The following is a 26,658-nucleotide window of genomic DNA, read 5'->3' on the forward strand; positions in this document are numbered from 1 at the left end:
TTATGCCCCCTTAAAGGATGCGATAAGCTCTTCATAGAGCCCAAAGAATTGCGCTTTTTTCACAAGCTCAGATCGCTGCATAATGCCGTTAGTGACAAACTCCCCTTTCACGTTTTCGCCATAGTGAGCATCGTCGTAACGGAAGCGGTAGATCTCCTCCATCACCACGCTATCGCCCTCTAAGCCAACGATTTCCGAGATACTAGTAATCTTACGAGAGCCATCACGCAGCCTGTTTACTTGAACTATCATCTGCACAGCACTCACGATCGTTCTTCGAATCGCATCCAGCGGCTGATTTAAGTTCGCCATCATCACCATAGACTCAACACGGGCAATCGCATCTCTTGGGGTATTCGCGTGGAGCGTAGACATAGAGCCATCATGCCCCGTGTTCATCGCTTGCAACATTTCAAACGCCTCAGAGCCACGACACTCACCAAGGATGATTCGATCAGGGCGCATACGCAGTGCGTTAATCACCAAGTCTCGCTGAGTGACCGCTCCTGTTTGCTCAACACTCGAAGTTCTCGTTTCAAGTCGAACTAAGTTAGGCTGTTGCAAGCGCAGTTCTGCCGCATCTTCTATAGTGACAATTCGCTCATCTTCCGCAATGTATTGAGAGAGCGCGTTGAGTAGCGTAGTTTTACCTGAACCCGTACCGCCAGAGATCAAAACATTGATACGGCAGCGAGAAGCAATCATCAGTACTCTCGCCATGTCTGGAGACATCGAACCGAAGCCGATCAGGTCTTCAAATCCGATGTTCTGCTCTCTGAACTTACGAATGGAGATTGAGGTACCGTCTAATGCAATCGGTGGGATCACAATGTTCACACGGCTGCCATCTTCTAGCCTTGCATCGACCGTAGGAGAAAGCTCATCGACACGTCGTCCAACACGCGAGGCAATACGCTTAGCAATCGCCAATAGCTGCTCTTCATTCACAAACGAGACTTCAGATTTTTTGACCTTGCCATGTCGTTCGAAAAAGATGTTATTTGGCCCGTTCACCATAATATCGGAGATAGACTGATCTTCGACCAAAGGCTGAAGTGGACCAAGACCAAACAGCTCATCGATTAAACTTTTCACCAAACCAGACTTCATCATCGATGTGATGGGTCTTTGGTAACTGTTTGCCAGCAAATCAACCGCGGCTTGGATCTGTGATTCGAGGTCTTTGCGGCTCATTTTCTGAACCGCTTCCGCATCTAACGCCTCAAAGATTTGACCACGAAAAGCGAGATATAAGTCTTTGTTTGAACTCATTTAACACGCACCTTCTTTAACCAAGAATTCATCGCTTTTTGGTCAATCGGCTGTCCATTAATCAGCTTGACCAACTGTTCCATAGAACGACTCACATGACGGTCGTGTTTATGGGCTCGCTTTCCATCGATAATGATGTGCGCCAACGACTTACAATAGTCGACCTCTAGATCAACATTTGCTCCGAGATACTTCGCTAGATCGGGTTTCTGCAACACATAAGCGCCTTGCGGGCGATGGTAGTTGGCAACCATGATGACGCGCGTACGCGATGATAACGTGAGCTGTAAGCTCGCTATCTTTTCAAACAGTCGCTTCGCACTTCTCACTGATGACACCGACGCGTCGAACACCAACACGACCACATCAAAGTTTTCTACCAAGAGTTGTGGTTCAACTTTGAAGTCCACCGCGCCAGAAAAGTCTTCGATGATGAAGTTAGTGTTTCTTGCCAACAACTCACACAAGGTTTGGTTGTAATTAAGCACGTCGTTTTGGCTCATATCACCGTCAATGGCGAGCAAACGCAGGTTCTTACGAGCGTTAGTGAGGTAACTCAATGCCCCCTCTTCATCCATTTCATGCAGTGGCGCGGTAAACTCATCAATGGTTCGTGGCTTAAAGTCTTTTAAACCCAGCAACACATCAATGTTGGTGTCAGCATATTGATGATCGACAAGAATGGTGTCTGAGCCTTGTGTCGACAACAGTGACCCAAGCTCAGTAGAGATAAACGACGTGCCCACGCCGCCTTTTGCGCCAACGATGGCAACACGCTTTGCCTTACGTTTCTGACTGACACCAGAGAAGGTTTTTAGGTTCTTGCTTACGTGCGTTAAGAAATCTGCGAACTCCTGCTTATTCACAGGCCAGAACACATAATAGAAACCCATGTCTTTGAGAGAACGAAGCGTTGAAATGGCATCTTCTTTGCCAATCACGACCACGCCTTTATGAGTCGGCAGTTTGCTGGCAAAAGCTTTCGCATCTTCCACCACATTACTCGACTCATTAAGCTCTAGAATCACGATATGACTACTTTGTTGCTCGGTGATTTTGGTTATGCCCGCTGTCGCTTTCACACACGCAGGATCATTCCAACCTTCAAAGCGAAACACTTCCTGAACCAGGTTTAAACACTCTTGTGATTGGTAAAACAACGTACATCCAGCGACACCTGTCGAGGTTGCTTGAACTGGCTTGGCCTTCGTTGTTAATGCTTTCGTTAGATCAAACATTATTGTTCTCCTACCAATCTCGACTTGTACGCGACTTGCTTCAATCTCATCGATTCAACAAAACAATCGGACTGCCTTGCACGAACATGAATCTGTGCTGGTGTACATTCTTGGCTCTTCAATCCCGTTAACGTCACTTGGATATTTAGATCAGTTGGTAATAACTGGGCATGTCGATAAACCACTCTCTGTGGGGCGATGATGTGTGATGGGTACTGTTCAAATATCCCCTGCAACATCTTCTTGTCAACGGCCGACTTATAATCCACCAAGTAGGTCGCTTCTTTATCCATCGACTCAATCTTATGTATTAAAACGTCGAGTTGCTTGGTGGTTTCTGCACGGCTTTTAATCTCGAACTTAAAGCTGTGATGCTCTTTGTATACCAGGGCTTCAGAACCATGACCGACAAAATATTGTTCAGAAGCACAGCCGAATAGTGAAATCGCGAACAACGCCATCAATCCTAGTTTCTTCATTGGATAAATCCTCCTTGCGACAGCAGACGAATCGTTGCATCAGAAGACGTCACCTCTTTACCATCCCATTTGATGTTCAGCCAACGCGCCAACGTCGATGTTTTCTTGATATATGGCAGTTGAATATCTTTCGGCTTCATCGGCTCCACTAGGTTTACGGTGGCTACAATGATCAATTCGGTGCGTTTTCTTTCAGTGGTTGCTTTTCTAAATGCGGCACCAAGAACTGGAATATCGCCAACAAAAGGGATCTTCTGCATTTTTTCCAAGTCAGCGCTGCTCATCAAACCACCGAGAACAAAGCTATCTCCATCGGCCAGCTCCACGGTTGTCATGGCACGTCGAGAGGCCAATTGCGGTACTTTTATACCGGCGGCTTCTACGTAACCCTCAACCTCACTCACTTCGGGCGCCAGTTGCATACGGATTTTGTCTTGGCTCAACACTTTGGCCGTCAGATCCAGCTTGATACCGAACTCTTTAAATGAAATGTTTACGTTACTGCTTGTAGAGACGATAACCGGTACTTCACCGCCAACGAGAAAGCTTGCAGACTCGCCAGACAAGACCGTCAAGTTTGGCTCTGCGAGAACCTCTGCGATTTGGTCGTTACCTAACGCCGTGATTAAGGTACTGAGGTTAGCCGCATCAAATTGGTCGAAAACAAACTCACCCACGCTTGAGCCAACGGTGCTCCAATCAACACCAACGGTTTGCCCAAACGATTCGGTTACTTGAGCGACCGATATCTTGACATTCACCTGCTGAGTCGTCGCGACTTCAATCCGTTCAATGATCCCTTCCCACGTCATATTGCGGGCAAACACCATGCTTTCCGGTTCTTCATAGTCTGAACTATCAGATTTAAACTCTAGCTTTTGCGTTTTGTCCCATTTCTCCGTTTTTTCTCGACCTAGCAGCGTCGCGACCAAGCGGTAGATGTCGTCACGCGTTGCTTCTGAGTCAACAACGCCACTCACTGCGACTTGCTCTCCCACTGACTGCACCTTGACCTTGGCATCAGGGAAATGGAATTTGAGTTGTCGCCTGATGTCTGTTAAGTTCAGGTCAACAATAATACGGTCTGATAGCAGTACATCGTCATCAACGCCGTAGACAATCAAACGCGATTGACCCACGCTATTGGCAAATACTACAAGGGTATTGTCATTGATTATCTTGTAGTCAACGATACTTGGGTTGTTAATGAACACTTGACCGATTGGGCTTTTAAATTGGATGTGCTGACCATCATTGAGCGTGATAGAACGATCAGCAGCAAAAGTGTTTGTTGTAGAAAGTAAGCCAACCAGCGTTACTAGAATAGAACCAAACAGTGCTCGTTTAACTCGATGGGTAATTATCATCACAAAGCCTCTCTTGGGTTGTTCTCGTTACCACGTAACTCAACAATGCCTGTATAGTTATCGATGATATTGCGTACCTCGGCGAACTCCGGCTGCAAATAGTGTTGACTGCGATAGATTTCGATATGCATGGTTCGTTGCGCAAGCGCGAGTTTTGGTAGTTCATCCGGGCTCACTTCAATAACAACGGTTGTCAGTCCATCTTCTTTACTCGGAGAGCGAGCGGTAATAGAACTGTCACCCGTGTCATCATTTCCGATATTGAGTACCTTGACGTGTTTCAAAAACATCGACGCCTTCACTCCCCTAAAGCGCTTTGGCTTATCGATGTTGCCAGCCAAATTGGCGTTAGGTGAACTCACCGTAAGTACATCGATAAACGAACCCGGTCGGATGTAATCATTAATCAGATTTTTATCGCTGACCTTGAGTGGGTATAACGTCATGCCCTCTGTAACAAGAAGGTCAATGTAGCCAGGCTTACCCGGGCTCACTTGATATTCAGGCAATACAACATCGCCAGCTTTAAGATTTCGATTTAATAGAATGGAAGGTGAAAAGCTGATCTGAGCATCTTCTCTAACACCAAGCGTCAATGCTTCACTGAGAGGCAATTGCTGTTTAACGACACCTTGTGCATTGATTGCATGCCCTTTTTCAAAGCTTTCGGTGCTAATCCAAACCCCAACATGCTTTTCGCTTTTTTCAGCGACCACTTCATCAGTTGTTGTTGGTTTAGGTTCACTTTTGAACAGATCGATAACGCCTAGTGCGCCGATGATTAAGGCAGCAATGGCGACAAGTAATACCAGTCGTGATCTCATAATGTGCTCATATTTTGAGGATTATATATATGGCGTAGATTGAGTTAAAATTGCTAAGTAAAAGCCGATGCTAATAGCGATCCCATATGGAATACCCTCTTGAAAACCAACTTTATTGCTTATTAACTTTTTACCCACTAGATAAGAGATAGCTAAAATACCACCAGAAAAAGCCGTCAGAATAAACGCCAATAATAAGTCATTAACAGGGATGGTAAGCGACAAAATAACGACGTATTTAATATCACCCGCCCCAATCCAAATCAGTTTATAAAGAATAAGTCCGATACCTAACATCAGTAAAAAACTCATAATTTGAATATCTAGCGGAGATAAAAAACACTGCAAGAAGAGTAATAGGCACAAGGCGTAATTTTGTATCTTACGATAGAGAAAATCAGTGGCCGACACGTATAAACTCAATACTGCCAAAGTCACTAAATACAATTCATGACTAAAAATAGGGAATACCGCCTAAACTTGGTGAGAATTAATCTTATTTAACATCATAAATTAACTAAGCCAGACCGATGCAAAACATAGGTCTGGCACAAATATCTTTCGATATCATCTACACTAGCCAATAAGGCTTAATGTTAGCTGCTCGCAGTATCAATAGCGGTAGCAACTTGCTCGAATGCACCTTCAAGCTTGCCAATGAAACCGTCTGCACCCACTGCTGTCGTTACTAATACAGCCATTGCCACAGCAATTAGACCATATTCAATCGCAGTTACGCCGCGCTCATCGTTCTTGAATTGAGATAAAAACATGGTTGTTTTCACGTATAGCTTAGTAATCATTATTTATTCCTATAAGGGCTGTTGAAAATTCGTCGCCATTATAATTAGCAGGTCAAAGGTAAGGAAAATAACCCCTATCGACTTTATCAATAAGCAGAACAAAAAATGATCAAAATAAAATACTCTACTACACCAACTATGAAAACAAATCCATATGTAACAACAAGTTACATATGAAATCAGTTCCAAAGATCAATATTTAATTTATTTTATAAACTTGAAAAAGTAAGACTCAGCTCAATATTTTTAGTTATATCGCTCTTATATAACCTTTAGATATAAACAACTTAATAATTTATCAGGCATTATTATTCATTATAAAAATTGTTGAAATACGAAGATCATCACGCTATTGTTCTTCGAATCAGAAAACCATAAAAATTATAATTTCTTTGTGTCAAAAGGTTAGTGGAATCATGAAACTACATTTCGAAAATATTGTTTCGTTCATAGCAGTAGTTGAAGAAGGTTCATTTAGCTCTGCTGCTCGCAAACTTGGAAAATCACAATCGACAGTTAGTACAGCTGTACAAAATCTAGAGTCAGATTTAGGTTTCAATGTATTTAATAGAGAACACTCTAAAGTTTGGTTAACAGAAAAAGGAGAACGCCTCTTCCAATTATCTTTACCTGTGGTGTCGAAATATCGGGACTTGGTGACCGTTGCTCAACAAATGAATATTTCAGACCAAATCGTTTACCGAGTAGGTATCGATCCATTGGTTTTTGATAAAAATGTAAAGAGGACATTACTGGCATTTTCAGAAGCATTCCCAAACGTGGACTTATTGGTCGTCACCAAACCCAGTTTCGTTTTAGGTAACTATATCAATGAAGGTAAGATAGATTTAGCATTAGGTAACCCCTACCACAAGACAAGTTATGACTTCAACGTAGAAGAGTTATTTCACGTTAACTGCTGGTGGGTGGCTCATAAAGATTTGGGCCCTATAAAGTCTCACGCTCCATCTCAGCGAGTGCTATTAATGGATGGATGTGAAGAACTGCTTAACTTATCGACTATTGCAGCATATAACCTTTGGCGGCTAGATGATTTAGATACCATCATCGATTTATGTAAGGCTCAAAAAGGCATTGCTTTTTTACCCAGTTTTTTAATCGATAGTCATGTAAAAGATGACAAACTTAAGGTTATTACCGACCACCCTGATTTTTTTGGTAAACGAGTTATTGCTTCCCTTTTCTGGCAAATACATTCTGACTTTAGCTTGTTTAACCAATGGATCAAAAAAGAGCTCAAATCCAGCACTCGCTACCAACAAACATTTATTGCGGATTTAGCTCAATAACGCTCTCTTAAATACTGATAGTCATATCTGGTGAGTAGAGCGCCCTTGGCGAAATACTTAACATTCGCATAGTTCTTGATATAGAACCGAAAAAAACCATAGAAAATAAATATAAATTGAAATCCCACATTTTTTTATTGTATAGCTCATTACGTATAAACTAACTTTGTTTATTACCTTTCATTGCTTCGGCTTGATCGATATAAACAGCTTAATCACGTTTAATAATCTCCAATGTTTATAAGTAATTTTTTGGGTATTAAAACGTGGATAGCGTTAGATAACACGTATTCAACACGTAGGTAATGAGCTCACTATGGCTTATTTATGCGAGAAGTTAGCAGGTTAAAACTAAGTTGAGGCGCTTAGCGATGCTAAACCACAGAGAAGCGTTCTCGCCACGTTGACGCCCGCTGGCACTTGAGGGTGTGACTTGCAGACTTGAAGCAACAGATGTGGCATTAAAGCAAATCTAAGAACTGTTTATGTAGGTAAGACGAGCGTTAAGTAGAACTAGGCCTGGGTAAATTGGCGAATTTCAGACACAAAAAAGCCCACACTAGGTGGGCTTTTTTGCTTGTTCCTAAGAACGAATAATGGTGCGTCCGAGTGAACTCGAATCACCGACCCCCGCCATGTCAAGGCGGTACTCTAACCAACTGAGCTACGGACGCACAATGTTCTTAATCTTCTTTATGACGATTGTGACTAAATCAAAAGCCGCTACTTTGACAAAAAGTAACAGAAGGAATGGTGGGTCCGGGCGAACTCGAATCGCCGACCCCTACCATGTCAAGGTAGTACTCTAACCAACTGAGCTACGGACCCATTCCTTAAGAACGAGGAAGATATTAACGACTGATGTATTGTGGCGCAAGTGGAAATTGCACTTGAATCAACCGTTTGCTCTTATTCGCATCAATACGTTGATTTTTTAGACGTGAAACCGAAATAAACTTGAGTTAGGTCACACTGAACCTGTGCCCTACTCTTTGTTACTCTTCTTCTACATCGAACACAACATTGTAGTTTTCGGTATAAGTACAGTTTGGTTGACGGCTACAAGTGAAGAAACGTCGTCCTTTGTAGTCACCTTGGCTAGCCAGCTTGATGATCATCGGGCTACCGCACTTCTTACAGAATCGAACCTCTTTGTCAGGCTCGATCAGATCGATGTGTGTCGCGAGCAGTCTCTTCAAACGGCTCACTTGATAACTGTGCTTAACGGAAGCGCCAATAAGCGGTAAGCCAGCAGACTTACATACATGAATTAGCAGTTTCTCTCGGTCAACTTTGCCCTTATTTAGCTCTTTGCCATTATCAAGTTCGATGATCACGCGTGGCTCCAGCGTTCTTGGGTCGCACACCACAAAGTCAAAATAGCTACGAGAGATCTTATTATTCGCGATAAACCAGTTCTTCTTGGTATTCGTTTTCGCAGGCGCCAACACATTCGACATGTTCACTTTGGCAAACACGACGCCGTGAGTGCCAACCGCCGTGGTCAGCGCATTATAAAACGCGGCTTGTTGCATGTTGAGCAACGCGCCTCTCTTTTGATACGCGTGGTCTTTGGTGTCGTCATGTTTAAATACGTACTTCTGGATGAAGTAAAAGAAGACAACAAGCACCACTACAACGATAAATATATTGGTCATTTCTAAGTACAGTTAAGGGAATACGGAGATATAGAGAGTTTGTAGCGTAAGTAGAAAACAACAAACAGGCAAGAAAAACAGAATCAGTTGTTAATGGTAATCACGTGCTTTTAATGATCTCAGCTAGCTAAGTGCTTGATTGTGAATTTTAGCGCCTCGACACAGCTCAACAATTTGAATATTCTTCTACGATTCAAGCCCTGAATTGATCTAGATCAATTCCTAGTATTTTGTGATCAATTAGCCTAAAAAACGTTAGCCAAATGTTAATAAGGAAATTGATATGGAACTCAAACAAGACCCAAGATGTTATACCGACGTATGTGTAGATGGTAAATGGTTCCACTATGATCACTGCGGGACTCAAGCCTATATGCTCAAAGGTGGAGCTTCAGCAGTAATCGAACTTGCTAAAGAGCCAAGCACTGAAGGCGAGCTGGTTGAGATGCTACAAGGTATAGCGAAGTAACCCACCTAAATAACATACCCAAATAACATAACCCAGTTACATAGCTAAAGACGCTAATCACCCCACACCTCTCTTTCACATTTTTGTATCAGCGATAACGACACTTAAAGCCATTCTATCTAATCAAGATCAGAGTGGCTTTTGTTTATCTTGCGTTTACTGACTACCCAGCCATTTTGTAAAAGCCAACAGCTTATACCAAACTTAATCGACCTGAAGGCTATAAATATAAAATTATGAGATGAGTACAAAATTTAAATCTAAGTTTTCCACTATTGAGCAGTCCAATATATGGAATGATATTTTATATAGAGGTATGCTTTACTTTGATTTCCAGTTAAAGGCTCTCATAGAATGGCTAAGCGCAGTAAGGTCGACACCTGTCGAACTATCCAACTCATCCTCGATACCAGCTGTCACCAATTACTCACAGTCGGATATCAAAATATGTCTTATACCACGCTCAGCCAAGCGACGCAGATATCCAGAACAGGGATTAGCCACCACTTCCCCAAGAAGACTGACTTTCTGATCGCCCTGGAAGGACGATTCTTAAAACTCTTGATTGATCGTTTAGTGATAAATGAAGGAAGCGAAGCATTGGAACGTTCATGGCAGAGAGCACTTCTGAACAGTGAGTTTACCGCGATTCTCAAATTGGTATTTCACCACTCGGTTATCCGTTCTGAACATTGCTCTTTCTCTCAACGCTTGATGGATAACCTCGTTAAGGTGGTTACTTCTCATGTAGGAACACAAGCGAACAAGCAAGTCGAGCGTTTATTGGGCGTTAGCCTTGTACATATTGCCATACATGATAGGACATAGAGAAAAGCCCATTACTTCGCACTTGCTACACAAACCACTCTGTTTCGACCAGATTCTTTTGCTTGGTACAGCGCATCATCGGCGACTTTAAGGTGCTTTTTATAGGTATCGCGATTGAGCTGATCATTCGCAATACTCACCGAAGCGCCAATTGAAGTCGTGATGTCTAAAGGCCCCGACGGCGTATCGATCGGGGTTTGTGCAATCGCCAAGCGAATGATGTCTAACTGCTGCTGTGGGGCCAGAGAGCCAGATAGCAACAACACAAATTCTTCTCCTCCCCAACGAGCAACCACATCATTTGAGAATAGGTGTTGCTGGATGCGTCTCGCCACTTCCACCAGCACTTGGTCACCGACATCATGTCCATGAGTGTCGTTTACTTGCTTAAAATAGTCTAAGTCCAAGATAGCTAAGCTGGTGCCAAATGAGTTACCGTTAAATGGCGTAGAGCTCGTCAGCAGCTTTTCTAAATAGCGTCTGTTGTACAAACCTGTGAGTTCACACGTGGTAGATTGAGCTAGCAGCGCATCGTTCGTTCTTTGGATTGTTCTCAGTCTCACCATTAATAAAACCGCACTGATACCCACCATGATACCTAACGCCACCACAATACGATTTCTTAGTTGCTGTTTTTCGAGCAATAGCTCGTTGAGGTCTTTTTCGGTATTGAGTAATTCATTCTCTTGAGCCAGAGTCGCAGTTGCAAAATCTTGTTCTAACAAGAAAATGTCACTCTGTCGTTTATCAAAAAGCAGCGCTTTATTGCCATGGTAATACTGCTTGAAGTAATCCAATGCCGTTTCTAGATCGCCCTTAGATTCGTAGTATTCTCCAAGCGTTCTCAGTGCTAGGACTTTCCAACTACGACTGCCGACTAACTCAAACATGGCAAAAGCACGCTTTAGGTCATCCAATATCGCTTCGTCTTGGTTGAGGCCTATTTTTGCCAAGGCGCGATTCAGATAACACTGACCGTTCTGTAGCGTGTATTTTTCAATACCGGTTGAAGCAAGGCACTGGTTGGCAACGGTAAGTGCTGCGTTTAAGTTTCCTTCCGCAAGCAGCACTTCACTGTACGCTCTTAGTACGAGTATTTTATATCGATTGCTCACTTTATCGCTGTTGAGCGCTTCTGCCTTTTCATAAGCAATACGACCGTTGATTAAATCACCACTACTTAAGTAACTGAACGATTCGTTGATATAAAGGATGCCAATAGCTTCATCTTCAAATAGACCACTGTCAAAATAGAGCTTTTTGGCTTTTTCTAGAATGCCTAGTGCTTTCGGCCAATCTTCTAAGTAGATGTAAAGCAAAGCCATGTTCGACATGAGCTTGCTGTTATAAATATGCTTTGGGTACTTCTTCCCTAGTTGTAAGCCTTTATGGAAGAAATACTGCGCATCTTGAAGGTCATTACGCACATTATTAATTGCACCCGCCGTGTTGTAAGCTTTGACCAATAGCTCATCGTAACGAATCGACTCTGCAATCCCGATAGCGGAACGAATCTGAATTTCAGATGCTGCAAGGTCGCCCTCTTTAAGATATTCAATTGCAGATTCAACCAATGACTGCGATTTCAACCACAACATACCTTCTTGTTCAGCAAGGTTGTTGATCTCGTCTAAATATCCCATCACGGCTTTAGTGTCTTGCTGATGTTGCGCCACGTTCGTCAATATCATAAGACGGTACGCTTTGTAGATGGCCAAGTCTCTTGTTGGATGCAGCCGAGGTAGTTGAGCCAGCGCTTTATCAGCGAATAGGGGATCGCTTCGAGACAAATCGAGAATATGAATTAGCTTTTTTCCATATTCTGTTTTAGAAAGTTCTTTTTCTGGGGTGTAAACAGCGGGTTCGTTGACTTGAGTGTTAGTCAAATCCACATCGTTGATTGGATACAGCAGAAAGAAGCCTAGAACAGCACTCATTGTAACAACAAGCAGGAATGACCCTAATACATTGTTTTTATTCATTTATAAGTGCCATTATCAGTCGCATAGTTCTCTTACTATTTGCGCAGTTTTCTTACTTTCTGCATAGTTAATTCCGGTTCGCAGTATACCCGAGCAATATACAGATTAAAATGTTGTCAACTTATAGAACTGGATCTTGTTTTTCTCATAATCTGGAATAATCAGGCGGTTTTCTTGATTTAACTCAGGCAATCATCCTACAAAAAGGCGTTATAGTGATTTTCCTGTTCCTATAGCCGTGACTTCTAAGGAAAGAGCGGAAACATAATGAGAATTAACAATGACCCAAATTAATGAACAACGTCTAGTCGACCATTTCTGTGATCTTGTGAAAATCGATAGTGAATCACGCAACGAAAAGGCAATTGCAGAAGCACTCGCTGAGCAGTTAGGCGAACTAGGTTTTGACGTTCACAAACTGGCAGTTCCTGAAGAAGTATCCAATGGCTTCAACATCTACGCGCGTTTAGACGGCACCCTACCGGGTAGCACGGTACTCAGCTGCCACATGGACACAGTAACACCGGGTATCGGCATTGAGCCAATCATCGAAGATGGCATCATCCGTTCAAAGGGCAACACGATCCTTGGTGGCGACGATAAGTCTGGCATTGCGGCTATCATGGAAGCCGTTCGCTGCATTCAAGCTGAAGGTCAGGCACACAAAACAATTGAAATTGCATTCACAGTGTTCGAAGAAGGCGGTTTATTCGGTTCTTTGAACTTCGATATGTCTTACATTCAATCTGAGCACGCTATCGTTCTTGATACAGGCGGTCCAATTGGCACTATCGTAAACGCAGCACCAGGCCAACAAAAGATCGTTGCTACGATCAAAGGTCGCCCTGCTCACGCTGGTCTAGCACCAGAAGAAGGCATCAGTGCAATTCAAGTAGCAGCAGACGCAATCACTAAGATGAACCTACTTCGCATCGATGAAGAAACAACTGCGAACGTGGGTATTGTTGAAGGCGGTCAAGCGACTAACATCGTAATGCCAGAACTAAAAGTGGTTGCGGAAGCGCGCTCTCTTAACGGCGAAAAGCTAACTGCTCAAGTTGAACACATGATCTCGACATTCGAAGAAAGCGCGAAGCAATTCGGTGCTGAGGTAGAAATCGAATCAACTCGTGCTTACGATGCATTCGTTATTGCAGACGATCATCCGCACATTCTTTCTATCAAATCAGCGTTTGAGAAGCTAGGTGTAACTGCAAACACTAAACGCACTGGCGGCGGTAGCGATGCAAACAACTTCAATGCGAAAGGTCTAACTACGGTTAACCTATCTACTGGTATGGCGAAAGTACACACCACAGAAGAGTACATTGCAGTGAAAGACATGGTTGCTATCACTGAGTTTGTTGTGGCTTACGTAACACAATAATCTTACTTCTAAGCTAGATAGAGAATGTCACCTAGCTAATGTCAAAAAGCCGAGTTCTATAAGACTCGGCTTTTTTATTGTTCAAATTTGTCTAGAAGTTCGAGGCTAGAACCCCCTGCGCTTCCAGAACTGGCCTTCGTCTTTTGCTACTAGGTCGAATGTCTTGTCTGCGATGATGTTGCCTTTGAGTTCGACCGTCATGCGCCATTTACCGATCTTGTTTGAGACTGGTGCCCAAATGGTGTCGCCTAGGTAGAAATCCCAATCGTTATTGCCGACGTACTCTTCACCATCGAACGGCTCAAGCACTTCGCCTTTGTCGGTTGTGATATCCGGGTGATAAATGCAGTAACGAATCTTTTCGCCTTTGGCTTTTTTGATATTCAAGATATAGCCAAACTCGACGTCGATTTCAGCGTCAACGGTGGTGGTAAACTCTTGGATTTTAGGTAGGTCTTTAGACTTAGAATCCCACGTGGAGTAAATACCGTAAGAAGTCATCTCTACGACGACAGAGCGTTTTGCCATTTCAATCGTTACCTTGGAATTGTTTTGTTAGTTTAATACGAGGGGTTACCCAGCCTATAGAGTGACATCAGAGTAGAGCTACTCTTGCCAATCTCTCGCCATGCGCTTGAGCACTGATGGTTCAATGTCGTGAATAGTGCCGTAGTTCTCTCGGCAAACTTCAATCACTAAATCCGCCTTGTATTTAAGCGCGAGTTGGCGATAAGCCTTCATTTCCCAGTGCTTGATGAAGGTATTCGATACAACGACATCTTTCCCTTTCTTAAGGCCATTTTCAGCGGTGTTTTGGCACCACTCATGAGCCGGTTGTAGCTGTTTGGGGTCAAAACAGTACTCACCTTGCTCATTAACAAAATACATATCAGCTTCGACATGCAAGGCGTCATAAGTTTTTGCTTTTGTTGACTTACCCGAACCTGGCAGCCCTCGAATGAGTATTAACTTCATTGATGTTTTTCGGCTTAAATCAAAAACATGAGTTTATCGTAAATAGTAGAGTGTTGCTCTTATTACTGCCGATATCAGCAATCAATCACACTTGTACATTGTCTATGCATTGTTAAACAGAGGCAATAACCATAAGGCGACTAAGTGCTCTCTTGATAAAAACACAAATAATTTACAACTATCCATTTTGTATATCGACAAGCGTATCAAACTATTATAGATTTAGAAGTATAGACGTCTACATATCTAGCTTAGGGAGAAAGCTGTGCCTATTCGCATTCCAGACCAATTGCCAGCGAGCGATGTTCTTCGTGAAGAAAACATCTTTGTTATGCCGCTATCAAGAGCATCGACACAGGAAATCCGTCCACTTCGAGTCTTGATCCTCAACCTAATGCCGAAGAAGATTGAAACCGAGACTCAATTCTTGCGCCTACTATCCAATAGCCCGTTGCAAGTGGATGTTGAGCTGCTTCGAATCGATGATCGTCCAAGTAAAAATACACCGACCGAGCACTTGGATAACTTTTACCGTCAATTTGAGATGGTCAAAAACCGTAACTTTGATGGACTGATCATCACTGGTGCGCCACTGGGCTTGGTTCAGTTTGAAGATGTTATCTACTGGGACCACCTAAAAACCATCATGGAGTGGGCTAACAAGCACGTTACCTCGACTCTCTATGTGTGCTGGGCTGCTCAAGCGGGCCTGAAACTGCTGTATGACTTACCGAAGCGTACTCGTAAAGAGAAGCTGTCTGGCGTTTACAACCACGAGATTCACAACCCTTACCACCCTATTCTGCGTGGTTTTGATGACACCTTCTTAGCGCCACACTCTCGTTATGCGGATTTCTCGCCAGAGTATCTAGCAGAGCATACCGACCTTGATGTGCTTGCAACTTCAGATGTCGCTGGTGTGTATCTAGCATCAACCAAAGACAAGCGAAACGTATTTGTGACTGGTCACCCTGAATACGATGCACATACACTTCACAATGAATACATCCGTGATTTAGGTGAAGGCATGGAGCCAGTCATCCCTATCAACTACTACCCGAACAATAACCCAGACAACAAACCGGTCGCGAGCTGGCGCAGCCACGGTCACTTACTGTTCTCAAACTGGCTAAACTACTGCGTTTACCAACAAACGCCTTACGATTTGGATCACTTCAGCGAAGAGAACTTCACCAAAGACGATTAGCTATTCGCTATTTAGTCAGTAAAAGAAAGCTGCGTACAATAAACTGTTGATTCGTTTAACGATGAAAACAAGCCAGTTGTACGCAGTTTTTTTATGGAGAGTGGGTCGCATTCCACCATAGATTTACCACCTTATGTTTATCAATCTCATATGATTGTCTGGTGTTCATAAGGAGCTTCACATGTCTGCCAAGTCATTGTTTTCAAATCCCCTATTCTCAGCTCTGATTGCATCTCTCTCATTGGTTGGCTGTGTCTCTGTAACAGAGGGACCACCGAAAATAGAAAGCGACCCGATTGCGATGTCGGAATCTCGCATTGAATTAGGTTTGGGTTACATGGGTCAAGGCAATATGGTCAGGGCTCGTGAAAACCTAGAGCTTGCTATCAAACACGCGCCAAGCTACTACCGCGCTCGACTCTCTATGGCACATTATTATGAACAAGTGGGCGAAGTAGACGAAGCAAGATCAACCTACCGAAAAGCGCTGAGCCTCGATTCGAGAAACGGGAATGTATTGAATAACTACGGTACGTTTTTGTGTAAGCAAGGCGAGTATGAGCAGGCAGATAAGTACTTTAACCGTGCCATCGATCAGCCCTATTATTATCTAGTATCTGCCAGCTATGAGAATGCGGGGTTTTGTGCTTTTAAGGCAGGTAATACAGAACAAGCCAAGTACTACTTTACCCGCGCCATTGACCATGACCCGAACCGAGTAAAGTCGATATTGCAGCTATCCAAGATCGAAGTGAGTGAAGCCGATTACAACGACGCTAGGCTTCGCCTGTTTAAGTTCCACCAGCGATATGGCTATCAAATTCCATCGCTTCAAATCTTAGTCGATCTGGAAAAGAAAGCTGGGAACCACGTGCTTGAGATGAAATACCAAAATAAATTGGATGAATTGATCTCTGCTTAGACACACAAAAATATAAAACGGGCTTGTTGAATGAACAACAAGCCCGTTTTTTATGTAAGAGAGTTAACGAGACCTATTAGTTTTGAAGTGTGAACCGTTATTTAAGCGCAATCCATTCTTGTCTTTGCGCGTAGTCCATAAAGGTCCATGCTACAAAGCGGCTCACTTTCTGGCCTTGAGACATCTCAACCACTTTCACTTGTTTCGCTCTCAGCTTGCCTAGCTCTGAACGAATCATATCGACGTTGTCTTTCTTCGAAATCAGCGTTGTGAACCACAGCACTTGCGTTGCAAACAATTGGCTCTCTCTTGCCATTTTCATGATGAATGCCGCTTCACCACCTGGACACCATAACTCTGCTTTTTGGCCACCAAAATTTAAGGTTGGCTTATTTTGCTTAGCTTTTTTCGATTCAGGTTTGAACGTTTGGCCTGCTTTCTTAGCTCGGTTTGCCGCTAGGTTGTCTAATTTACGCTGTGACCCCTTTTCAGCTTCTTCTAGAGAGCTATGGAATGGAGGGTTACAAATAGTGACATCGTAACGCTCATTATCCTTAATCACACCCTTAAAGATAGATTCAGAGTCCGCTTGCAAACGTGCTTTGATCTTACCTTTTAAATTAACGTTACTTTCAGCAATGAAATTCGCTGCTTTCACTGACACAGGGTCAACATCGCTACCCGTGCAACGCCATTTGTATTCCGTGGCGCCGATAATTGGGTAGATGCAGTTAGCACCAACACCGATGTCTAGCGCTTTCACTGACTGATGGTTGTATGCTTCACCTTGACCATCGCTATTAAGGATGTCTGCCACTCTGTGGATGTAATCTGCTCGACCAGGAATTGGCGGACATAAATAACCAGCAGGAATATCCCAGTGCTTAACACCATAGTGATGCGCCAGTAGCGCCTTATTGAGTAGTTTAACCGCCTGTGGATCAGAGAAATTGATCGTATCTTCGCCTACTGGATTCTTAACTAAGTGTGATTTTAGCTCTGGTAAAGCAGCGACCAATAAATCAAAGTCGTAACGTCCTGAATGTTGGTTTCTTGGGTGTAAACCCGCTGCTGGCTTTACGGTATTCTTATTGCGTGATGCACCACCAGAACGCTTCGAGCTAGAAGGCTTGTGCGAACCATTCGGTCTTTTGGGTGCGTTATTATTAGAAGTGCCTTTTTTAAGAGGTGCTTTACCCTTCCCGCCTTTGTTATTGCTTGGTTTACCAGGAACTCGCTTGGCTTTGTTCTGTCCAGCCACTTTTGAATCCGTACTGTTACGGTTTTTATCAGAAGCACTGTTTTTTGACAGACTTAACGTGGTTCTATTTTGTGATTGGCTCATTGGGCTACTTCTTTAAATCTAAATAAATCATGAATAAACGGGCATCTAACTCAAGTTGATGATATTCCGGTTCCATGTGACAGCATAGTTGGTAAAAGGCTTTGTCGTGGTCTTTCTCTTTAATGTGCGCCAGTTCGTGCACCACCAGCATTCTCAACAAAGGCTCAGGAGCATTACGAAAAACACTGGCGATACGAATCTCATTCTTCGATTTGATCTTACCGCCGTGGTTTTTGGCGACATATGAATGCAAACCTAGTGCATTATTTATTAGGTGAATCTTGCCATCATAAATGACTTTACTGATGGGTGGCGTTTTCTTCATATAGCGATTTTTAATCTCAATCGCATAATCAAACAGGGCTTTCTCGCTTTTTATTTCGTGATTCTTTGGGTAGCGAGCTTCAAACCATGGCACCAATTTACCTGACTCAACAAGTTGAGTGACAGGATCGATAATGTGCTTTGGATAGCCTTGGATATAGCGTAATGAAGGATGCATGCAGAAAGACCGTACAAGTTACGTCACATCAAAATGTTATGACGTCGAAAATTGAGCCGCATAGTGTAACTGATCACACTTTTCTAATCACCTAGGATTCGTTACACTTTAACAAGAATCATCAAGAGCTAGACTCAGCAAGAGAAAGTAAAAATGAAACGTGTTGTATTGTACGTCGCAGACAAATGCCCGCACTGTAAAGATGCTCAACGGTATTTGGACTCTAAGAAGATTGTTTACCGCCTAACAAATGCCAAGATGCAACGTGGCCGTAAAGAATTACAAGCGATGGGGGCTCGTTCTATCCCGGTTCTTAAAATCGGTGACCAAATCATGGTCGGATGGAACCAAAAGAACTTCGACAAGATGTATAACTCAAAGAACACCTAACGTGCTCTGAACTGTTACCCGCATACAATAAAGCCCGAGCGTCTCAATTTAGACACTCGGGCTTTGTTTTATATCGATCGAATGATCCCTTTGTCGACACGAATCTTTAGCCTTTGACTTTTAGAAAACCGCTACATGTAGCGCATCTGTATTTCTGTTTGATACCAAGGACTTTGTCGACTGTGGTTCTGCGGACTCTAATGAGCCTTCGTTCTTTGCACTTACACTTCATGGAGCTAGAGTTGCCAAATTGATTAACTTCAAGGCAGTGAGTATCTCTTTCCCCCTGCTCGTTAACCATATTGTGGAGCACACGTTTTTCAAAGAATAATATAATCGCCGTACTTACTTCCCAAGCAAATTAACGTTTCAAATTATGGACAGCTAGCCTTTAATTTTAAACACGGTGTCGCACTTACTGCACTTATATCGGCCTTTGATTCCCAACACTCTATCGAAAAACGTTCGACGAACTCGTATTAACATTTGTTCCTTGCATGCGCACTTCATAGTCCCTCACTACCTACTCAAAAAGTATTAGTATTATTTAACAGGCATGCATACCAAGTAAATTAAAAACCGTTAGTATCGGTGCAACTAACAGTGAGCCATGTCGCAAAACGCAATGAAAAACGTGACACTAGTCCCAATTATTTGGCAGATTAATATGTTACTAGTTACACATATTGTTTGACGAAGTCGATAAAGGTTCGGTCGGCCTTAGACAAGTAGCCTTCTTTTCGCCACGCCAAAGAGAGGTTAAGTTTTACAGGCTCTCTAAATGGCACACCTACAACGTCTTCTTCATACTCTGTCACCAAGCTAAGCAGTGCGGTAATGGCGAACTCCCTTTTTACTATGGATAGAATCATGGGCAGTAAGTTAGTCTCGAAGGCGATGGTCATATCTAAATCGTATTTTTTACAAGTCGCATCAATAAAGTCACGATGGAAATACCCTGATTTGAACATGATCAGCTCTTGTTCAAAAAACTCTTCAAAGGTAATAGATGGCTGTAATGCTAACGGATGTTCTTTGCCGACAACGGCTAACATTTCAGAACTAAGCAAGTGGTCAGTTTCTAGGTCATCCGGTACATTTTCATGATTGATAACACCAATGTCGAGTTCACCGTTCAATAGCATTTCACGAATCGATGCAGTGCCCGCATCAATCAACGTCAACTTCAGTTTAGGGTATTGGCTTTTGAACGCCATCACGACTTGTGGAAAGAAGTAGCTCCCCATCATGCTTGGAGCTCCCAAACGCACTTCGCCTTTTTCTAAACCTTTCAATTCGTTCATCGCCAGCTCTGCATCATCAAACTGTTGGGCGATTCGCTTGGCATGCTCAAACAGTACCTTTCCTTCCTCCGTCAAAGTGACCGATTTATCTCCGCGTCGGAACAAAATCAAATCAAGTGTTTGCTCGAGTTTTTTAATGGATATGCTCAAGGCAGGTTGAGCGATATGTAAGGCTTTGGCCGCTTGGGTAAAATTCCCAAACTGTGCAACCGCGAGAAAATGGCGAAGTGGTTTTGATTCAAGCATATCGATATATTAAATATATAAAGGTGATATTTTTAATATATTTCTTTAATCCACCTTGTACTGGTAACTTGTTCACAAACAGCTTAATTATTCCGCATAGGCACAAGATAAATGTTCGACAAAGGCAGTACTCAATACAAACGGATCACTCAATCATTAGCGATTGGTTCATTTATCATTTTCTGCAACCTTTACGTATTTCAACCTATTTTGCCGCACATGGCTGAACACTTCCAAGTGTCGGAAACCCAAATTAACTGGCTATTTGCCGCAACCACGCTTGGGTTATCGATTAGCTTAGTACCGTGGGCTATCGCTTCAGAGTCATTTGGTCGAAAGCCTATCATCCTATTTAGCCTTTTTGCGATTCCAGTAATTGGTTTAGGCATGGCATTCACCACGACGCTGTTACAACTCGTTATTGCTAGAGCATTCATGGGAATTGCGGTCGCAGCTTTTGCTGGTGTCGCTGTCGCCTATATGGTCGAAGAGTTAACACCCAAAGCCTTTGCTGTCGCGATTGGTGGCTATATTGCTGCTAACTCATTGGGAGGGATCTTTGGCCGTGTGCTAGGCGGCTTGCTCACAGACTTTTTCGATTGGCACGTTACCGTGCTGATCTTTGTGGTGGGCTCGCTATTAGGCGCTTTATTCATTGCCTATCGACTACCCGACCAGCAAAACTTCAAACCGCAAAAAGGGCTGTTCTTTCATCATAATCGCTCAGTTGTGATGCATTTAAGAAACCGTACCTTATGGCTTGCTATGTTGATTGGTGGAGCCAACTTCGCTCTGTTCGTGAACCTGTATTCAGTAATGGGCTTTAGATTAGTATCCGAGCCTCACTCCGTCCCTGTTGGCTTAGCATCACTGATCTTTCTCTGCTACCTGGCAGGTACCGTCAGCTCTAAGCTGTCTAACAAATGGACGCTCCGTTTCGACCCGTTAAACGGAATCCTGTTAGGTGTGTGTATCAGCTTGCTAGGAATGCTGCTCTCCGCAATTGATGACATTCCGTTCATGCTAGCAGGATTATTGCTGATAAGTGGCGGAGCTTTCTTCTCGCACACCCTAGCCTACTCTTGGGTCAGTCAAAAAGCGCCAAGCGCCAAAGCAACAGCAACCGCGCTCTACCTCGTACACTATTATATTGGTGGCAGCTTGGGCGGGTTTTTACTCTTATACTGCTGGCAGTTATTTGGTTGGAATGGCGTGATTGCGGGAGGTTCTGTCTTCTATGTCGCGATATTTGCTTGGGTCTACCAGTTGAAACAACGTCAAGTATCGACATCTAAACTCGCAGAGGCATAGAAACAACAGCATTTTCGAGACAATTAGTGCTTTTGATTAACAACCGTTCTGATATCCTACGCAAAATTTCATTTCGGAACCTGTTATGTCGAACACTCAAAACACTGATCTTCAAACCATCCATGACCAAGTAAAACAGTGGTTAGACGATGTTGTTATTGGCCTAAACCTGTGCCCATTTGCAGCAAAGCCACAACGTAATAAGCAGATTAAGATCTTTGTGAGTGAAGCTAAAACCGAAGAAGCGCTGCTGGAAGACATCATGACGCATTTTGTTGAACTCGATAACACGCCAGTCGCTGAGTTAGAGACGACTCTGGTGGTTGTCCCTAACATGCTACAGGACTTCTTCGACTACAACATGTTCATTGATTGGATTGAAGCTTTGATCAAACAGCAAGATTGGGAAGGGGTTTATCAAGTAGCGACCTTCCACCCAGATTACTGCTTTGGTGGAGCGGATCCAGAAGACGATGAAAACTTAACGAACCGTTCACCATACCCGGTTTACCATTTGATTCGTGAAGCGAGCATGGAAAAGGTGTTGAAGCATTACCCGAATCCTGAAGCCATTCCAGATACCAACATCGCTCGAGTTGAATCGTTAACACCAGAAGAGCGTCGTAAATTGTTCCCGTACTTGTTTAGTTAATCACTTAGTATTCCCCTGCAGCAGTAACTAAATGCCTTTTTGCTGATGATATGGACGAGACACAAACTGATCTCGTCCATTTTCTTTGGCAACATACAAACACTCATCAGCTACTTTAATCAGTGAATCCAACGCTGACATTCGTTCATTGCGTGTTTCACCAGCACTTAATTCGAAATGGCAAGCGCCAATAGAGATAGTGATAGGTGTTCGATCTAGAGTGATTTTTTTGACTTCTTCTAGCAAAGTAGCGAGTTTATCCTCGACACAGTTTGAAGCAATATTGGGATACCAAATCACAAACTCTTCACCGCCAAAGCGTGCAACAAACTCCCCTTCCTGAGCATTACTACTTAATACATTGGCCACTTTCTTCAGGACAACATCACCCATTTGGTGACCATAGCCGTCGTTTACTGACTTAAAGAAATCAATATCAACCACCGCTAACGTTCCTTTGCCTAAAGAGCCCTTAAGTTGCTTTACTTCTACGTTTAACGTTTTAAATAAAAAGCGTCTGTTGGGTAAATGCGTCAGTGGGTCATAAAGCGCCTGATACTCGAGTTTTTCGTTTAACTCTTGTAGTTTTCTCTCTTGCTGCCTGCGAACAAGCTCTACTTCAATCCATGAGGCCATCAGCTTCATCACATCGATATCAAACTCTTTAAACTCGCGGTAGTAAGGATTACCACTCGAAAAGTTAAGCGTGCCGTAGAGCTCCTCATCAACGAAAATAGGGATACCAATATAAGACTCTAAGCCGAAGGATTGATAAGCAGGATGTCTCGCATAGGTGTTGTGTTCGCCACAATGCTCAATGCAAATCGGACCGTTTGATCTGCATGTAATTTCGCAGTAAGTCGAACGGTAATCGAACATATCTCCACTTTTCAGGTCAACGCCTTCAGGTGTGACACAGTGCTCGACCAAGTAAGTATCACCTTCCACTTTTGACAAGATACCAATATCCAAATCAAAACGTTCGAGCCCCATAGCGAGCAGCTGAGCGATTTGACTATCGAAGCCTTTTCGATAGTCATTGGTAATCTGATACAAACGGCGTATAACAATTTCGCTTTCACTAGCTTGGTGCATAACGATATCCCACTGCTGCCTAAGTGAGTGACAACATTAATATTTCTAATATAAACAAGAGTAAAGAGTAGAAAAACATAATAATCAATTGATTTGTGTGCAAAATACCTCATTGGTCCAATGAATAAAAGTCGCGTTCTTCCACTTTGCGTTAGCACCCTATTCCTACCTTTGTTAAAATGGTCCATTAACGAAACAGAATGGATAGGAATATGAACCTTTCTCAACTAAACCAAGAAATCTACGATCACCTTTACCGCGACATTGAAGAGTTCCGCAGTACTTTTGATCTGCCGGTTGCTGCTCCTGAAACAATGGACGAAAAAGGCGATACGCTACATACCTCTCTAGCGATCGAAGAGCTAACAGAACTTGCAGAAGCGGACTCAAAAATCGAACAAGCGGACGCTATTGTAGACAGCGTTTACGTGTTTTCCTAAATCTCTATTATGTCAAAATAAACATAAATACCTGTTTATTAAAACACTTTAAACAAATAAAAACCCTCACGTAAAATTGACAACTGTCAAAACTACTTCTAGGCTGTATGTATACATGAGATAGAGGTGTAGTATGGCAATTGAAACACGATCTCTGAACTTCTACCCAAAGCTCTACTGCGCTATTAATAATGCCTATCGATGGCATATTTTGCATCATATGCAAAAAAATTGCCCCAACAAGAATGTACCAGAAACAATCATCAAAACTTACGCCTGTTTCCTTCACGTCATCACAGGGCATGATAAGACTTTTGATAATTTAAAAGTGCAAAATGATACAGATTTAATACTTGAACACATCATGTGCTATGTGGGTTTTTGTATAACAGAATTAAAAACAGATGAAAATTCGTCACTCGGTTACGCTAGACGAATTTATGCAGCTCTAACTGGCATAAGCGTGGTTAAAACGACTGATTTCCCTTTATCTAAGGATAAGTTCAATGCTTACATTTCAATTTACCACAAGTACAGAATTGAAGAACTAGTTGAATATTACGAAGGGTGGAAAGCTACCACTTTAGATCAGAAAAAAGTCCGGCTCCATCTTGCGTTCCTTTATGACAGTACCAATAAAGAGTTTGTAGATTTCGTCCATAGTGCCTGCATAAATTATTTTGCGAAACATAAGAAGGTTTTTGCAGACACATCAGTGAGACAAATTGTGAAGTTACTCCAACAAATTGTAACCATCTATATCGATAGTGATTCCATAATATTGTCAATTTCACCGGAAAACATTTCAAAAACATTTGAAATGATACTGCATTTAGACCTATTACGTGTAAAAAAAAGCAAAAGTTCAAATGCACTACGCAACCTTATAAGAAATGAGTTCCCATCTAAAGTTCGTTTGTATCGCAATCTATTTATCGACACCCACCTTATCGAAGAACCAGTAAGAAAAATTATCATTCCAACATTGAAAGGACTTAAAAATTCAGAACGCTATCATTCTAGCGGTGGGGGGTTAACGAAAGAGACGATGGTTAAGCTCACATCAGGAATACCCTTAGACATCCCTAATAAAGAAGCTTTTGAGATAATCAAAAATAGACTAAGAGATGATATTAAGCATATTACAAATCACTCAATTAACATGGTTCGTCAAGTCATAAATAAACATAATAGAATACAGCAAGCGTTGCATTCAGGTGTAGTAAAACCTCTTCCAAAACATGGAGCTAACTTAGGTAGTGGCATTAGTGCGGTAACCTACCCCTATGGAAAAAACCACCTAGATAATACCATTGCAACATTCTATAACTACGGATTTAAAGGGGTTGAATCATACAGTAGATTCTTGGTAAGTAAAGGCGATGAAATGACTATGGCAGAGCTTGTCGAAGAACTGAACATCCCCACTCTAAAAACAATCTATCCTTTTCTTTTACTATTAGTACGAGAACACCCCGAATTAGTGCCATCATCATTTGAAAACTGGGATCTATATGATTCAAATGGTAGGCTTACAGGGTTCAAAGAGTCAAATGGTGTTTCGCTTATAAGCACCTTTAAGCACAGAAAAGGCAGCAAAAAAGCAGCACAATTAATCCCAACAACAAGATTATCTAAAATATGTATAGAGGCACTAATTGAGCACACCAGATATTCTCGTGAATATCTAAAAAGCATAGGCGACCCGAATTGGAAGAAACTACTCTTAGTTTGTAGAAGCATTAACAAAAAACCCAGACCAATTAACTTTGTCAGAAGAGAGCATGATTCCTATTATGACCTATTTGATTGCTTTGATTATAAAATAAGTAAAAATAGTGGAATGTGGGTTACAAAAAATGAAAAAGTAGATATATTTGTCAGTCTTAGATCTTTACGAAGTTCTATCGCCGTATTTAAGTACCTTAATACAAGTTCACTAAGGGTATTCCATAAAACTCTTGGCCATTCTTCTTCATATAGCGAGCTTATAGATGCCTATCTTCCAGATGTATTACAAAGATATGTACAGGAGCGAGATATTAGAGTGTTTCAGAATACTGTAATATACTTAGCAATGAAAGATAACCCTCTCCTTCCGGAAGTTTTAGATGGAAGCATCATAGACGTGGATAGATTTTTTAGTGAACATGGCTTTAACGTAGATAGTGATGAAGACATTGAAAAAATTGAATTTAATAACCTTGAGATCATCATCACTGTGCAACTACTACAGTTAATGTTATACATCCTAAAATTAGATGAGCTTGATGCGGAAGAATTAAACCTTAGTCTACTTACGTTTGAAAAATGGAGGCTTTTATCTCTTTATGTGATAACACATATTAAATCTTCTATAGATAACACAACGAAGATAAAAGTAAGCGATGACATCATTGGGATGTATAACGATGCCTTAAGTAAAGAAATTTCATCAATAATATTGAGATCAAGAAATGCGTGAATACAATAAAATTTTAAGTAAAATTACCAGTATACACAATATAAAACACGAGCAGCTTGTAACTAATGCCAGTCATTATAATGCATATGATGAACTTATTAATAGTTCTAATGAAATGATTGGTATCTATGATCACGAATTAGATTGTCCCTTTTGGCTGGACTCCGATTTTGAGGATGTTGTTTGGG

Annotated in this window: 26 protein-coding genes, 2 tRNA genes and 1 pseudogene; 12 read left to right on the forward strand and 17 right to left on the reverse strand. The window is 42.2% G+C overall.

Features of this window, described 5'->3' with window-relative positions:
• From OH460_RS21085 to OH460_RS21115, 7 genes are all read right to left on the reverse strand, one after another.
• The gene (locus OH460_RS21085; RefSeq protein WP_063523672.1) at nt 1–1,272 is read right to left on the reverse strand and encodes a CpaF family protein; all 1,272 of its coding nucleotides are present in this window, start codon (nt 1,270–1,272) and stop codon (nt 1–3) included.
• The gene (locus OH460_RS21090; RefSeq protein ID WP_186170723.1) at nt 1,269–2,510 is read right to left on the reverse strand and encodes an AAA family ATPase; all 1,242 of its coding nucleotides are present in this window, start codon (nt 2,508–2,510) and stop codon (nt 1,269–1,271) included. Before OH460_RS21090 ends, OH460_RS21085 begins: the two co-directional genes overlap by 4 nt.
• Complete coding sequence (locus OH460_RS21095) at nt 2,510–2,989, reverse strand: hypothetical protein (protein ID WP_269999444.1); 480 nt, start codon at nt 2,987–2,989, stop codon at nt 2,510–2,512. Before OH460_RS21095 ends, OH460_RS21090 begins: the two co-directional genes overlap by 1 nt.
• The gene (locus tag OH460_RS21100) at nt 2,986–4,356 is read right to left on the reverse strand and encodes a type II and III secretion system protein family protein (protein WP_061031450.1); all 1,371 of its coding nucleotides are present in this window, start codon (nt 4,354–4,356) and stop codon (nt 2,986–2,988) included. The genes OH460_RS21095 and OH460_RS21100 overlap by 4 nt, the downstream gene beginning before the upstream one ends.
• Nucleotides 4,356–5,180, reverse strand: a complete 825-nt coding sequence (cpaB, locus tag OH460_RS21105) for a Flp pilus assembly protein CpaB (protein ID WP_008217605.1) — start codon at nt 5,178–5,180, stop codon at nt 4,356–4,358. The genes OH460_RS21100 and cpaB overlap by 1 nt, the downstream gene beginning before the upstream one ends.
• 21 nt (nt 5,181–5,201) lie before the next feature.
• Nucleotides 5,202–5,627 carry a prepilin peptidase gene (locus tag OH460_RS21110; protein ID WP_269999445.1) on the reverse strand — a complete coding sequence of 142 codons (426 nt, stop codon included), beginning with the start codon at nt 5,625–5,627 and terminating at the stop codon, nt 5,202–5,204.
• Nucleotides 5,628–5,776: 149 nt separating this feature from the next.
• On the reverse strand, nt 5,777–5,983 hold the full coding sequence (locus tag OH460_RS21115) for a Flp family type IVb pilin (protein WP_061031451.1): 207 nt from the start codon (nt 5,981–5,983) through the stop codon (nt 5,777–5,779).
• A 416-nt stretch (nt 5,984–6,399) separates the two neighbouring features.
• On the opposite strand from OH460_RS21115, the gene OH460_RS21120 reads away from it, so the two are divergent.
• Nucleotides 6,400–7,293, forward strand: coding sequence for a LysR family transcriptional regulator (locus OH460_RS21120; protein WP_269999446.1), 894 nt, complete (start codon nt 6,400–6,402; stop codon nt 7,291–7,293).
• A gap of 597 nt (nt 7,294–7,890) precedes the next feature.
• On the opposite strand, the gene OH460_RS21125 is transcribed toward OH460_RS21120, so the two are convergent.
• The 3 genes from OH460_RS21125 to OH460_RS21135 form a co-directional block, all read right to left on the reverse strand.
• Nucleotides 7,891–7,967, reverse strand: a tRNA-Val gene (locus OH460_RS21125).
• Nucleotides 7,968–8,044: 77 nt separating this feature from the next.
• Nucleotides 8,045–8,121: transfer RNA gene (locus OH460_RS21130), tRNA-Val, on the reverse strand.
• Between the two features lie 167 nt (nt 8,122–8,288).
• Nucleotides 8,289–8,951 carry a DUF2726 domain-containing protein gene (locus tag OH460_RS21135; protein WP_102425679.1) on the reverse strand — a complete coding sequence of 221 codons (663 nt, stop codon included), beginning with the start codon at nt 8,949–8,951 and terminating at the stop codon, nt 8,289–8,291.
• Between the two features lie 283 nt (nt 8,952–9,234).
• Between OH460_RS21135 and OH460_RS21140 the strand changes: the two genes are divergently transcribed.
• Nucleotides 9,235–9,420, forward strand: coding sequence for a hypothetical protein (locus OH460_RS21140; protein WP_008217595.1), 186 nt, complete (start codon nt 9,235–9,237; stop codon nt 9,418–9,420).
• Between the two features lie 354 nt (nt 9,421–9,774).
• A complete protein-coding gene (locus tag OH460_RS21145) occupies nt 9,775–10,248 on the forward strand; it encodes a TetR family transcriptional regulator (RefSeq protein WP_116870457.1) in 474 nt (157 codons plus the stop codon).
• Nucleotides 10,249–10,259: 11 nt separating this feature from the next.
• On the opposite strand, the gene OH460_RS21150 is transcribed toward OH460_RS21145, so the two are convergent.
• Nucleotides 10,260–12,230, reverse strand: coding sequence for a tetratricopeptide repeat-containing diguanylate cyclase (locus OH460_RS21150; RefSeq protein ID WP_269999448.1), 1,971 nt, complete (start codon nt 12,228–12,230; stop codon nt 10,260–10,262).
• Between the two features lie 280 nt (nt 12,231–12,510).
• Here OH460_RS21150 and OH460_RS21155 point away from each other — a divergent pair, with 280 nt between their 5' ends.
• Nucleotides 12,511–13,617: a M20/M25/M40 family metallo-hydrolase gene (locus tag OH460_RS21155; RefSeq protein ID WP_269999450.1), complete on the forward strand. Its 1,107-nt coding sequence runs from the start codon at nt 12,511–12,513 to the stop codon at nt 13,615–13,617.
• A gap of 105 nt (nt 13,618–13,722) precedes the next feature.
• On the opposite strand, the gene OH460_RS21160 is transcribed toward OH460_RS21155, so the two are convergent.
• Nucleotides 13,723–14,145 (reverse strand): DUF3859 domain-containing protein, encoded by a 423-nt coding sequence (locus tag OH460_RS21160; protein ID WP_004739678.1) that lies wholly within the window; start codon nt 14,143–14,145, stop codon nt 13,723–13,725.
• A gap of 78 nt (nt 14,146–14,223) precedes the next feature.
• Nucleotides 14,224–14,592: an ATP-binding protein gene (locus tag OH460_RS21165; protein ID WP_269999452.1), complete on the reverse strand. Its 369-nt coding sequence runs from the start codon at nt 14,590–14,592 to the stop codon at nt 14,224–14,226.
• Nucleotides 14,593–14,857: 265 nt separating this feature from the next.
• On the opposite strand from OH460_RS21165, the gene metA reads away from it, so the two are divergent.
• Both metA and pilW read left to right on the forward strand, forming a co-directional pair.
• Nucleotides 14,858–15,799 carry a homoserine O-acetyltransferase MetA gene (gene metA / locus OH460_RS21170; RefSeq protein WP_061031457.1) on the forward strand — a complete coding sequence of 314 codons (942 nt, stop codon included), beginning with the start codon at nt 14,858–14,860 and terminating at the stop codon, nt 15,797–15,799.
• A gap of 181 nt (nt 15,800–15,980) precedes the next feature.
• Complete coding sequence (gene pilW, locus OH460_RS21175; protein ID WP_269999455.1) at nt 15,981–16,721, forward strand: type IV pilus biogenesis/stability protein PilW; 741 nt, start codon at nt 15,981–15,983, stop codon at nt 16,719–16,721.
• Between the two features lie 97 nt (nt 16,722–16,818).
• On the opposite strand, the gene rlmF is transcribed toward pilW, so the two are convergent.
• Both rlmF and OH460_RS21185 read right to left on the reverse strand, forming a co-directional pair.
• Nucleotides 16,819–18,066, reverse strand: coding sequence for a 23S rRNA (adenine(1618)-N(6))-methyltransferase RlmF (gene rlmF, locus OH460_RS21180; RefSeq protein ID WP_269999457.1), 1,248 nt, complete (start codon nt 18,064–18,066; stop codon nt 16,819–16,821).
• Nucleotides 18,067–18,070: 4 nt separating this feature from the next.
• On the reverse strand, nt 18,071–18,568 hold the full coding sequence (locus OH460_RS21185; protein WP_061031460.1) for a M48 metallopeptidase family protein: 498 nt from the start codon (nt 18,566–18,568) through the stop codon (nt 18,071–18,073).
• 153 nt (nt 18,569–18,721) lie between these two features.
• Here OH460_RS21185 and OH460_RS21190 point away from each other — a divergent pair, with 153 nt between their 5' ends.
• Nucleotides 18,722–18,958: a glutaredoxin family protein gene (locus OH460_RS21190; protein WP_004741645.1), complete on the forward strand. Its 237-nt coding sequence runs from the start codon at nt 18,722–18,724 to the stop codon at nt 18,956–18,958.
• Nucleotides 18,959–19,635: 677 nt separating this feature from the next.
• On the opposite strand, the gene OH460_RS21195 is transcribed toward OH460_RS21190, so the two are convergent.
• Entirely contained in the window at nt 19,636–20,508 is an 873-nt protein-coding gene (locus tag OH460_RS21195; RefSeq protein ID WP_269999461.1) for a LysR family transcriptional regulator, read from the reverse strand.
• 111 nt (nt 20,509–20,619) lie between these two features.
• Here OH460_RS21195 and OH460_RS21200 point away from each other — a divergent pair, with 111 nt between their 5' ends.
• The gene (locus OH460_RS21200; protein WP_269999464.1) at nt 20,620–21,819 is read left to right on the forward strand and encodes an MFS transporter; all 1,200 of its coding nucleotides are present in this window, start codon (nt 20,620–20,622) and stop codon (nt 21,817–21,819) included.
• Nucleotides 21,820–21,904: 85 nt separating this feature from the next.
• The gene (locus OH460_RS21205; protein ID WP_269999465.1) at nt 21,905–22,471 is read left to right on the forward strand and encodes a DUF1415 domain-containing protein; all 567 of its coding nucleotides are present in this window, start codon (nt 21,905–21,907) and stop codon (nt 22,469–22,471) included.
• A gap of 27 nt (nt 22,472–22,498) precedes the next feature.
• Here the strand turns inward: OH460_RS21205 and OH460_RS21210 are convergent, their stop codons facing one another.
• Complete coding sequence (locus OH460_RS21210) at nt 22,499–23,566, reverse strand: sensor domain-containing diguanylate cyclase (RefSeq protein ID WP_269999467.1); 1,068 nt, start codon at nt 23,564–23,566, stop codon at nt 22,499–22,501.
• 212 nt (nt 23,567–23,778) lie between these two features.
• On the opposite strand from OH460_RS21210, the pseudogene OH460_RS21215 reads away from it, so the two are divergent.
• The 3 genes and pseudogenes from OH460_RS21215 to OH460_RS21225 all read left to right on the forward strand — a co-directional run.
• Nucleotides 23,779–23,997: pseudogene (locus OH460_RS21215) on the forward strand (nucleoside triphosphate pyrophosphohydrolase family protein); the annotation flags it as partial.
• A gap of 142 nt (nt 23,998–24,139) precedes the next feature.
• Nucleotides 24,140–26,470 carry a hypothetical protein gene (locus tag OH460_RS21220; protein ID WP_269999469.1) on the forward strand — a complete coding sequence of 777 codons (2,331 nt, stop codon included), beginning with the start codon at nt 24,140–24,142 and terminating at the stop codon, nt 26,468–26,470.
• Nucleotides 26,463–26,658 (forward strand): hypothetical protein (locus tag OH460_RS21225; RefSeq protein WP_269999471.1); only part of this gene is annotated, 196 nt, incomplete at its 3' end. The genes OH460_RS21220 and OH460_RS21225, both read left to right, overlap by 8 nt.

This window comes from Vibrio sp. Makdt (genome assembly GCF_027587015.1).
GTDB classification, from domain to species: Bacteria; Pseudomonadota; Gammaproteobacteria; order Enterobacterales; family Vibrionaceae; genus Vibrio; species Vibrio chagasii_B.

Coding starts and splice junctions, on each gene's coding strand:
- OH460_RS21085 (WP_063523672.1), bottom strand. CDS start 1,272: ATGAGTTCAAACAAAGACTTATATCTCGCTTTTCGTGGTCAAATCTTT.
- OH460_RS21090 (WP_186170723.1), bottom strand. CDS start 2,510: ATGTTTGATCTAACGAAAGCATTAACAACGAAGGCCAAGCCAGTTCAA.
- OH460_RS21095 (WP_269999444.1), bottom strand. CDS start 2,989: ATGAAGAAACTAGGATTGATGGCGTTGTTCGCGATTTCACTATTCGGC.
- OH460_RS21100 (WP_061031450.1), bottom strand. CDS start 4,356: ATGATAATTACCCATCGAGTTAAACGAGCACTGTTTGGTTCTATTCTA.
- cpaB (WP_008217605.1), bottom strand. CDS start 5,180: ATGAGATCACGACTGGTATTACTTGTCGCCATTGCTGCCTTAATCATC.
- OH460_RS21115 (WP_061031451.1), bottom strand. CDS start 5,983: ATGATTACTAAGCTATACGTGAAAACAACCATGTTTTTATCTCAATTC.
- OH460_RS21120 (WP_269999446.1), top strand. CDS start 6,400: ATGAAACTACATTTCGAAAATATTGTTTCGTTCATAGCAGTAGTTGAA.
- OH460_RS21135 (WP_102425679.1), bottom strand. CDS start 8,951: ATGACCAATATATTTATCGTTGTAGTGGTGCTTGTTGTCTTCTTTTAC.
- OH460_RS21140 (WP_008217595.1), top strand. CDS start 9,235: ATGGAACTCAAACAAGACCCAAGATGTTATACCGACGTATGTGTAGAT.
- OH460_RS21145 (WP_116870457.1), top strand. CDS start 9,775: ATGGCTAAGCGCAGTAAGGTCGACACCTGTCGAACTATCCAACTCATC.
- OH460_RS21150 (WP_269999448.1), bottom strand. CDS start 12,230: ATGAATAAAAACAATGTATTAGGGTCATTCCTGCTTGTTGTTACAATG.
- OH460_RS21155 (WP_269999450.1), top strand. CDS start 12,511: ATGACCCAAATTAATGAACAACGTCTAGTCGACCATTTCTGTGATCTT.
- OH460_RS21160 (WP_004739678.1), bottom strand. CDS start 14,145: ATGGCAAAACGCTCTGTCGTCGTAGAGATGACTTCTTACGGTATTTAC.
- OH460_RS21165 (WP_269999452.1), bottom strand. CDS start 14,592: ATGAAGTTAATACTCATTCGAGGGCTGCCAGGTTCGGGTAAGTCAACA.
- pilW (WP_269999455.1), top strand. CDS start 15,981: ATGTCTGCCAAGTCATTGTTTTCAAATCCCCTATTCTCAGCTCTGATT.
- rlmF (WP_269999457.1), bottom strand. CDS start 18,066: ATGAGCCAATCACAAAATAGAACCACGTTAAGTCTGTCAAAAAACAGT.
- OH460_RS21185 (WP_061031460.1), bottom strand. CDS start 18,568: ATGCATCCTTCATTACGCTATATCCAAGGCTATCCAAAGCACATTATC.
- OH460_RS21190 (WP_004741645.1), top strand. CDS start 18,722: ATGAAACGTGTTGTATTGTACGTCGCAGACAAATGCCCGCACTGTAAA.
- OH460_RS21195 (WP_269999461.1), bottom strand. CDS start 20,508: ATGCTTGAATCAAAACCACTTCGCCATTTTCTCGCGGTTGCACAGTTT.
- OH460_RS21200 (WP_269999464.1), top strand. CDS start 20,620: ATGTTCGACAAAGGCAGTACTCAATACAAACGGATCACTCAATCATTA.
- OH460_RS21205 (WP_269999465.1), top strand. CDS start 21,905: ATGTCGAACACTCAAAACACTGATCTTCAAACCATCCATGACCAAGTA.
- OH460_RS21210 (WP_269999467.1), bottom strand. CDS start 23,566: ATGCACCAAGCTAGTGAAAGCGAAATTGTTATACGCCGTTTGTATCAG.
- OH460_RS21220 (WP_269999469.1), top strand. CDS start 24,140: ATGGCAATTGAAACACGATCTCTGAACTTCTACCCAAAGCTCTACTGC.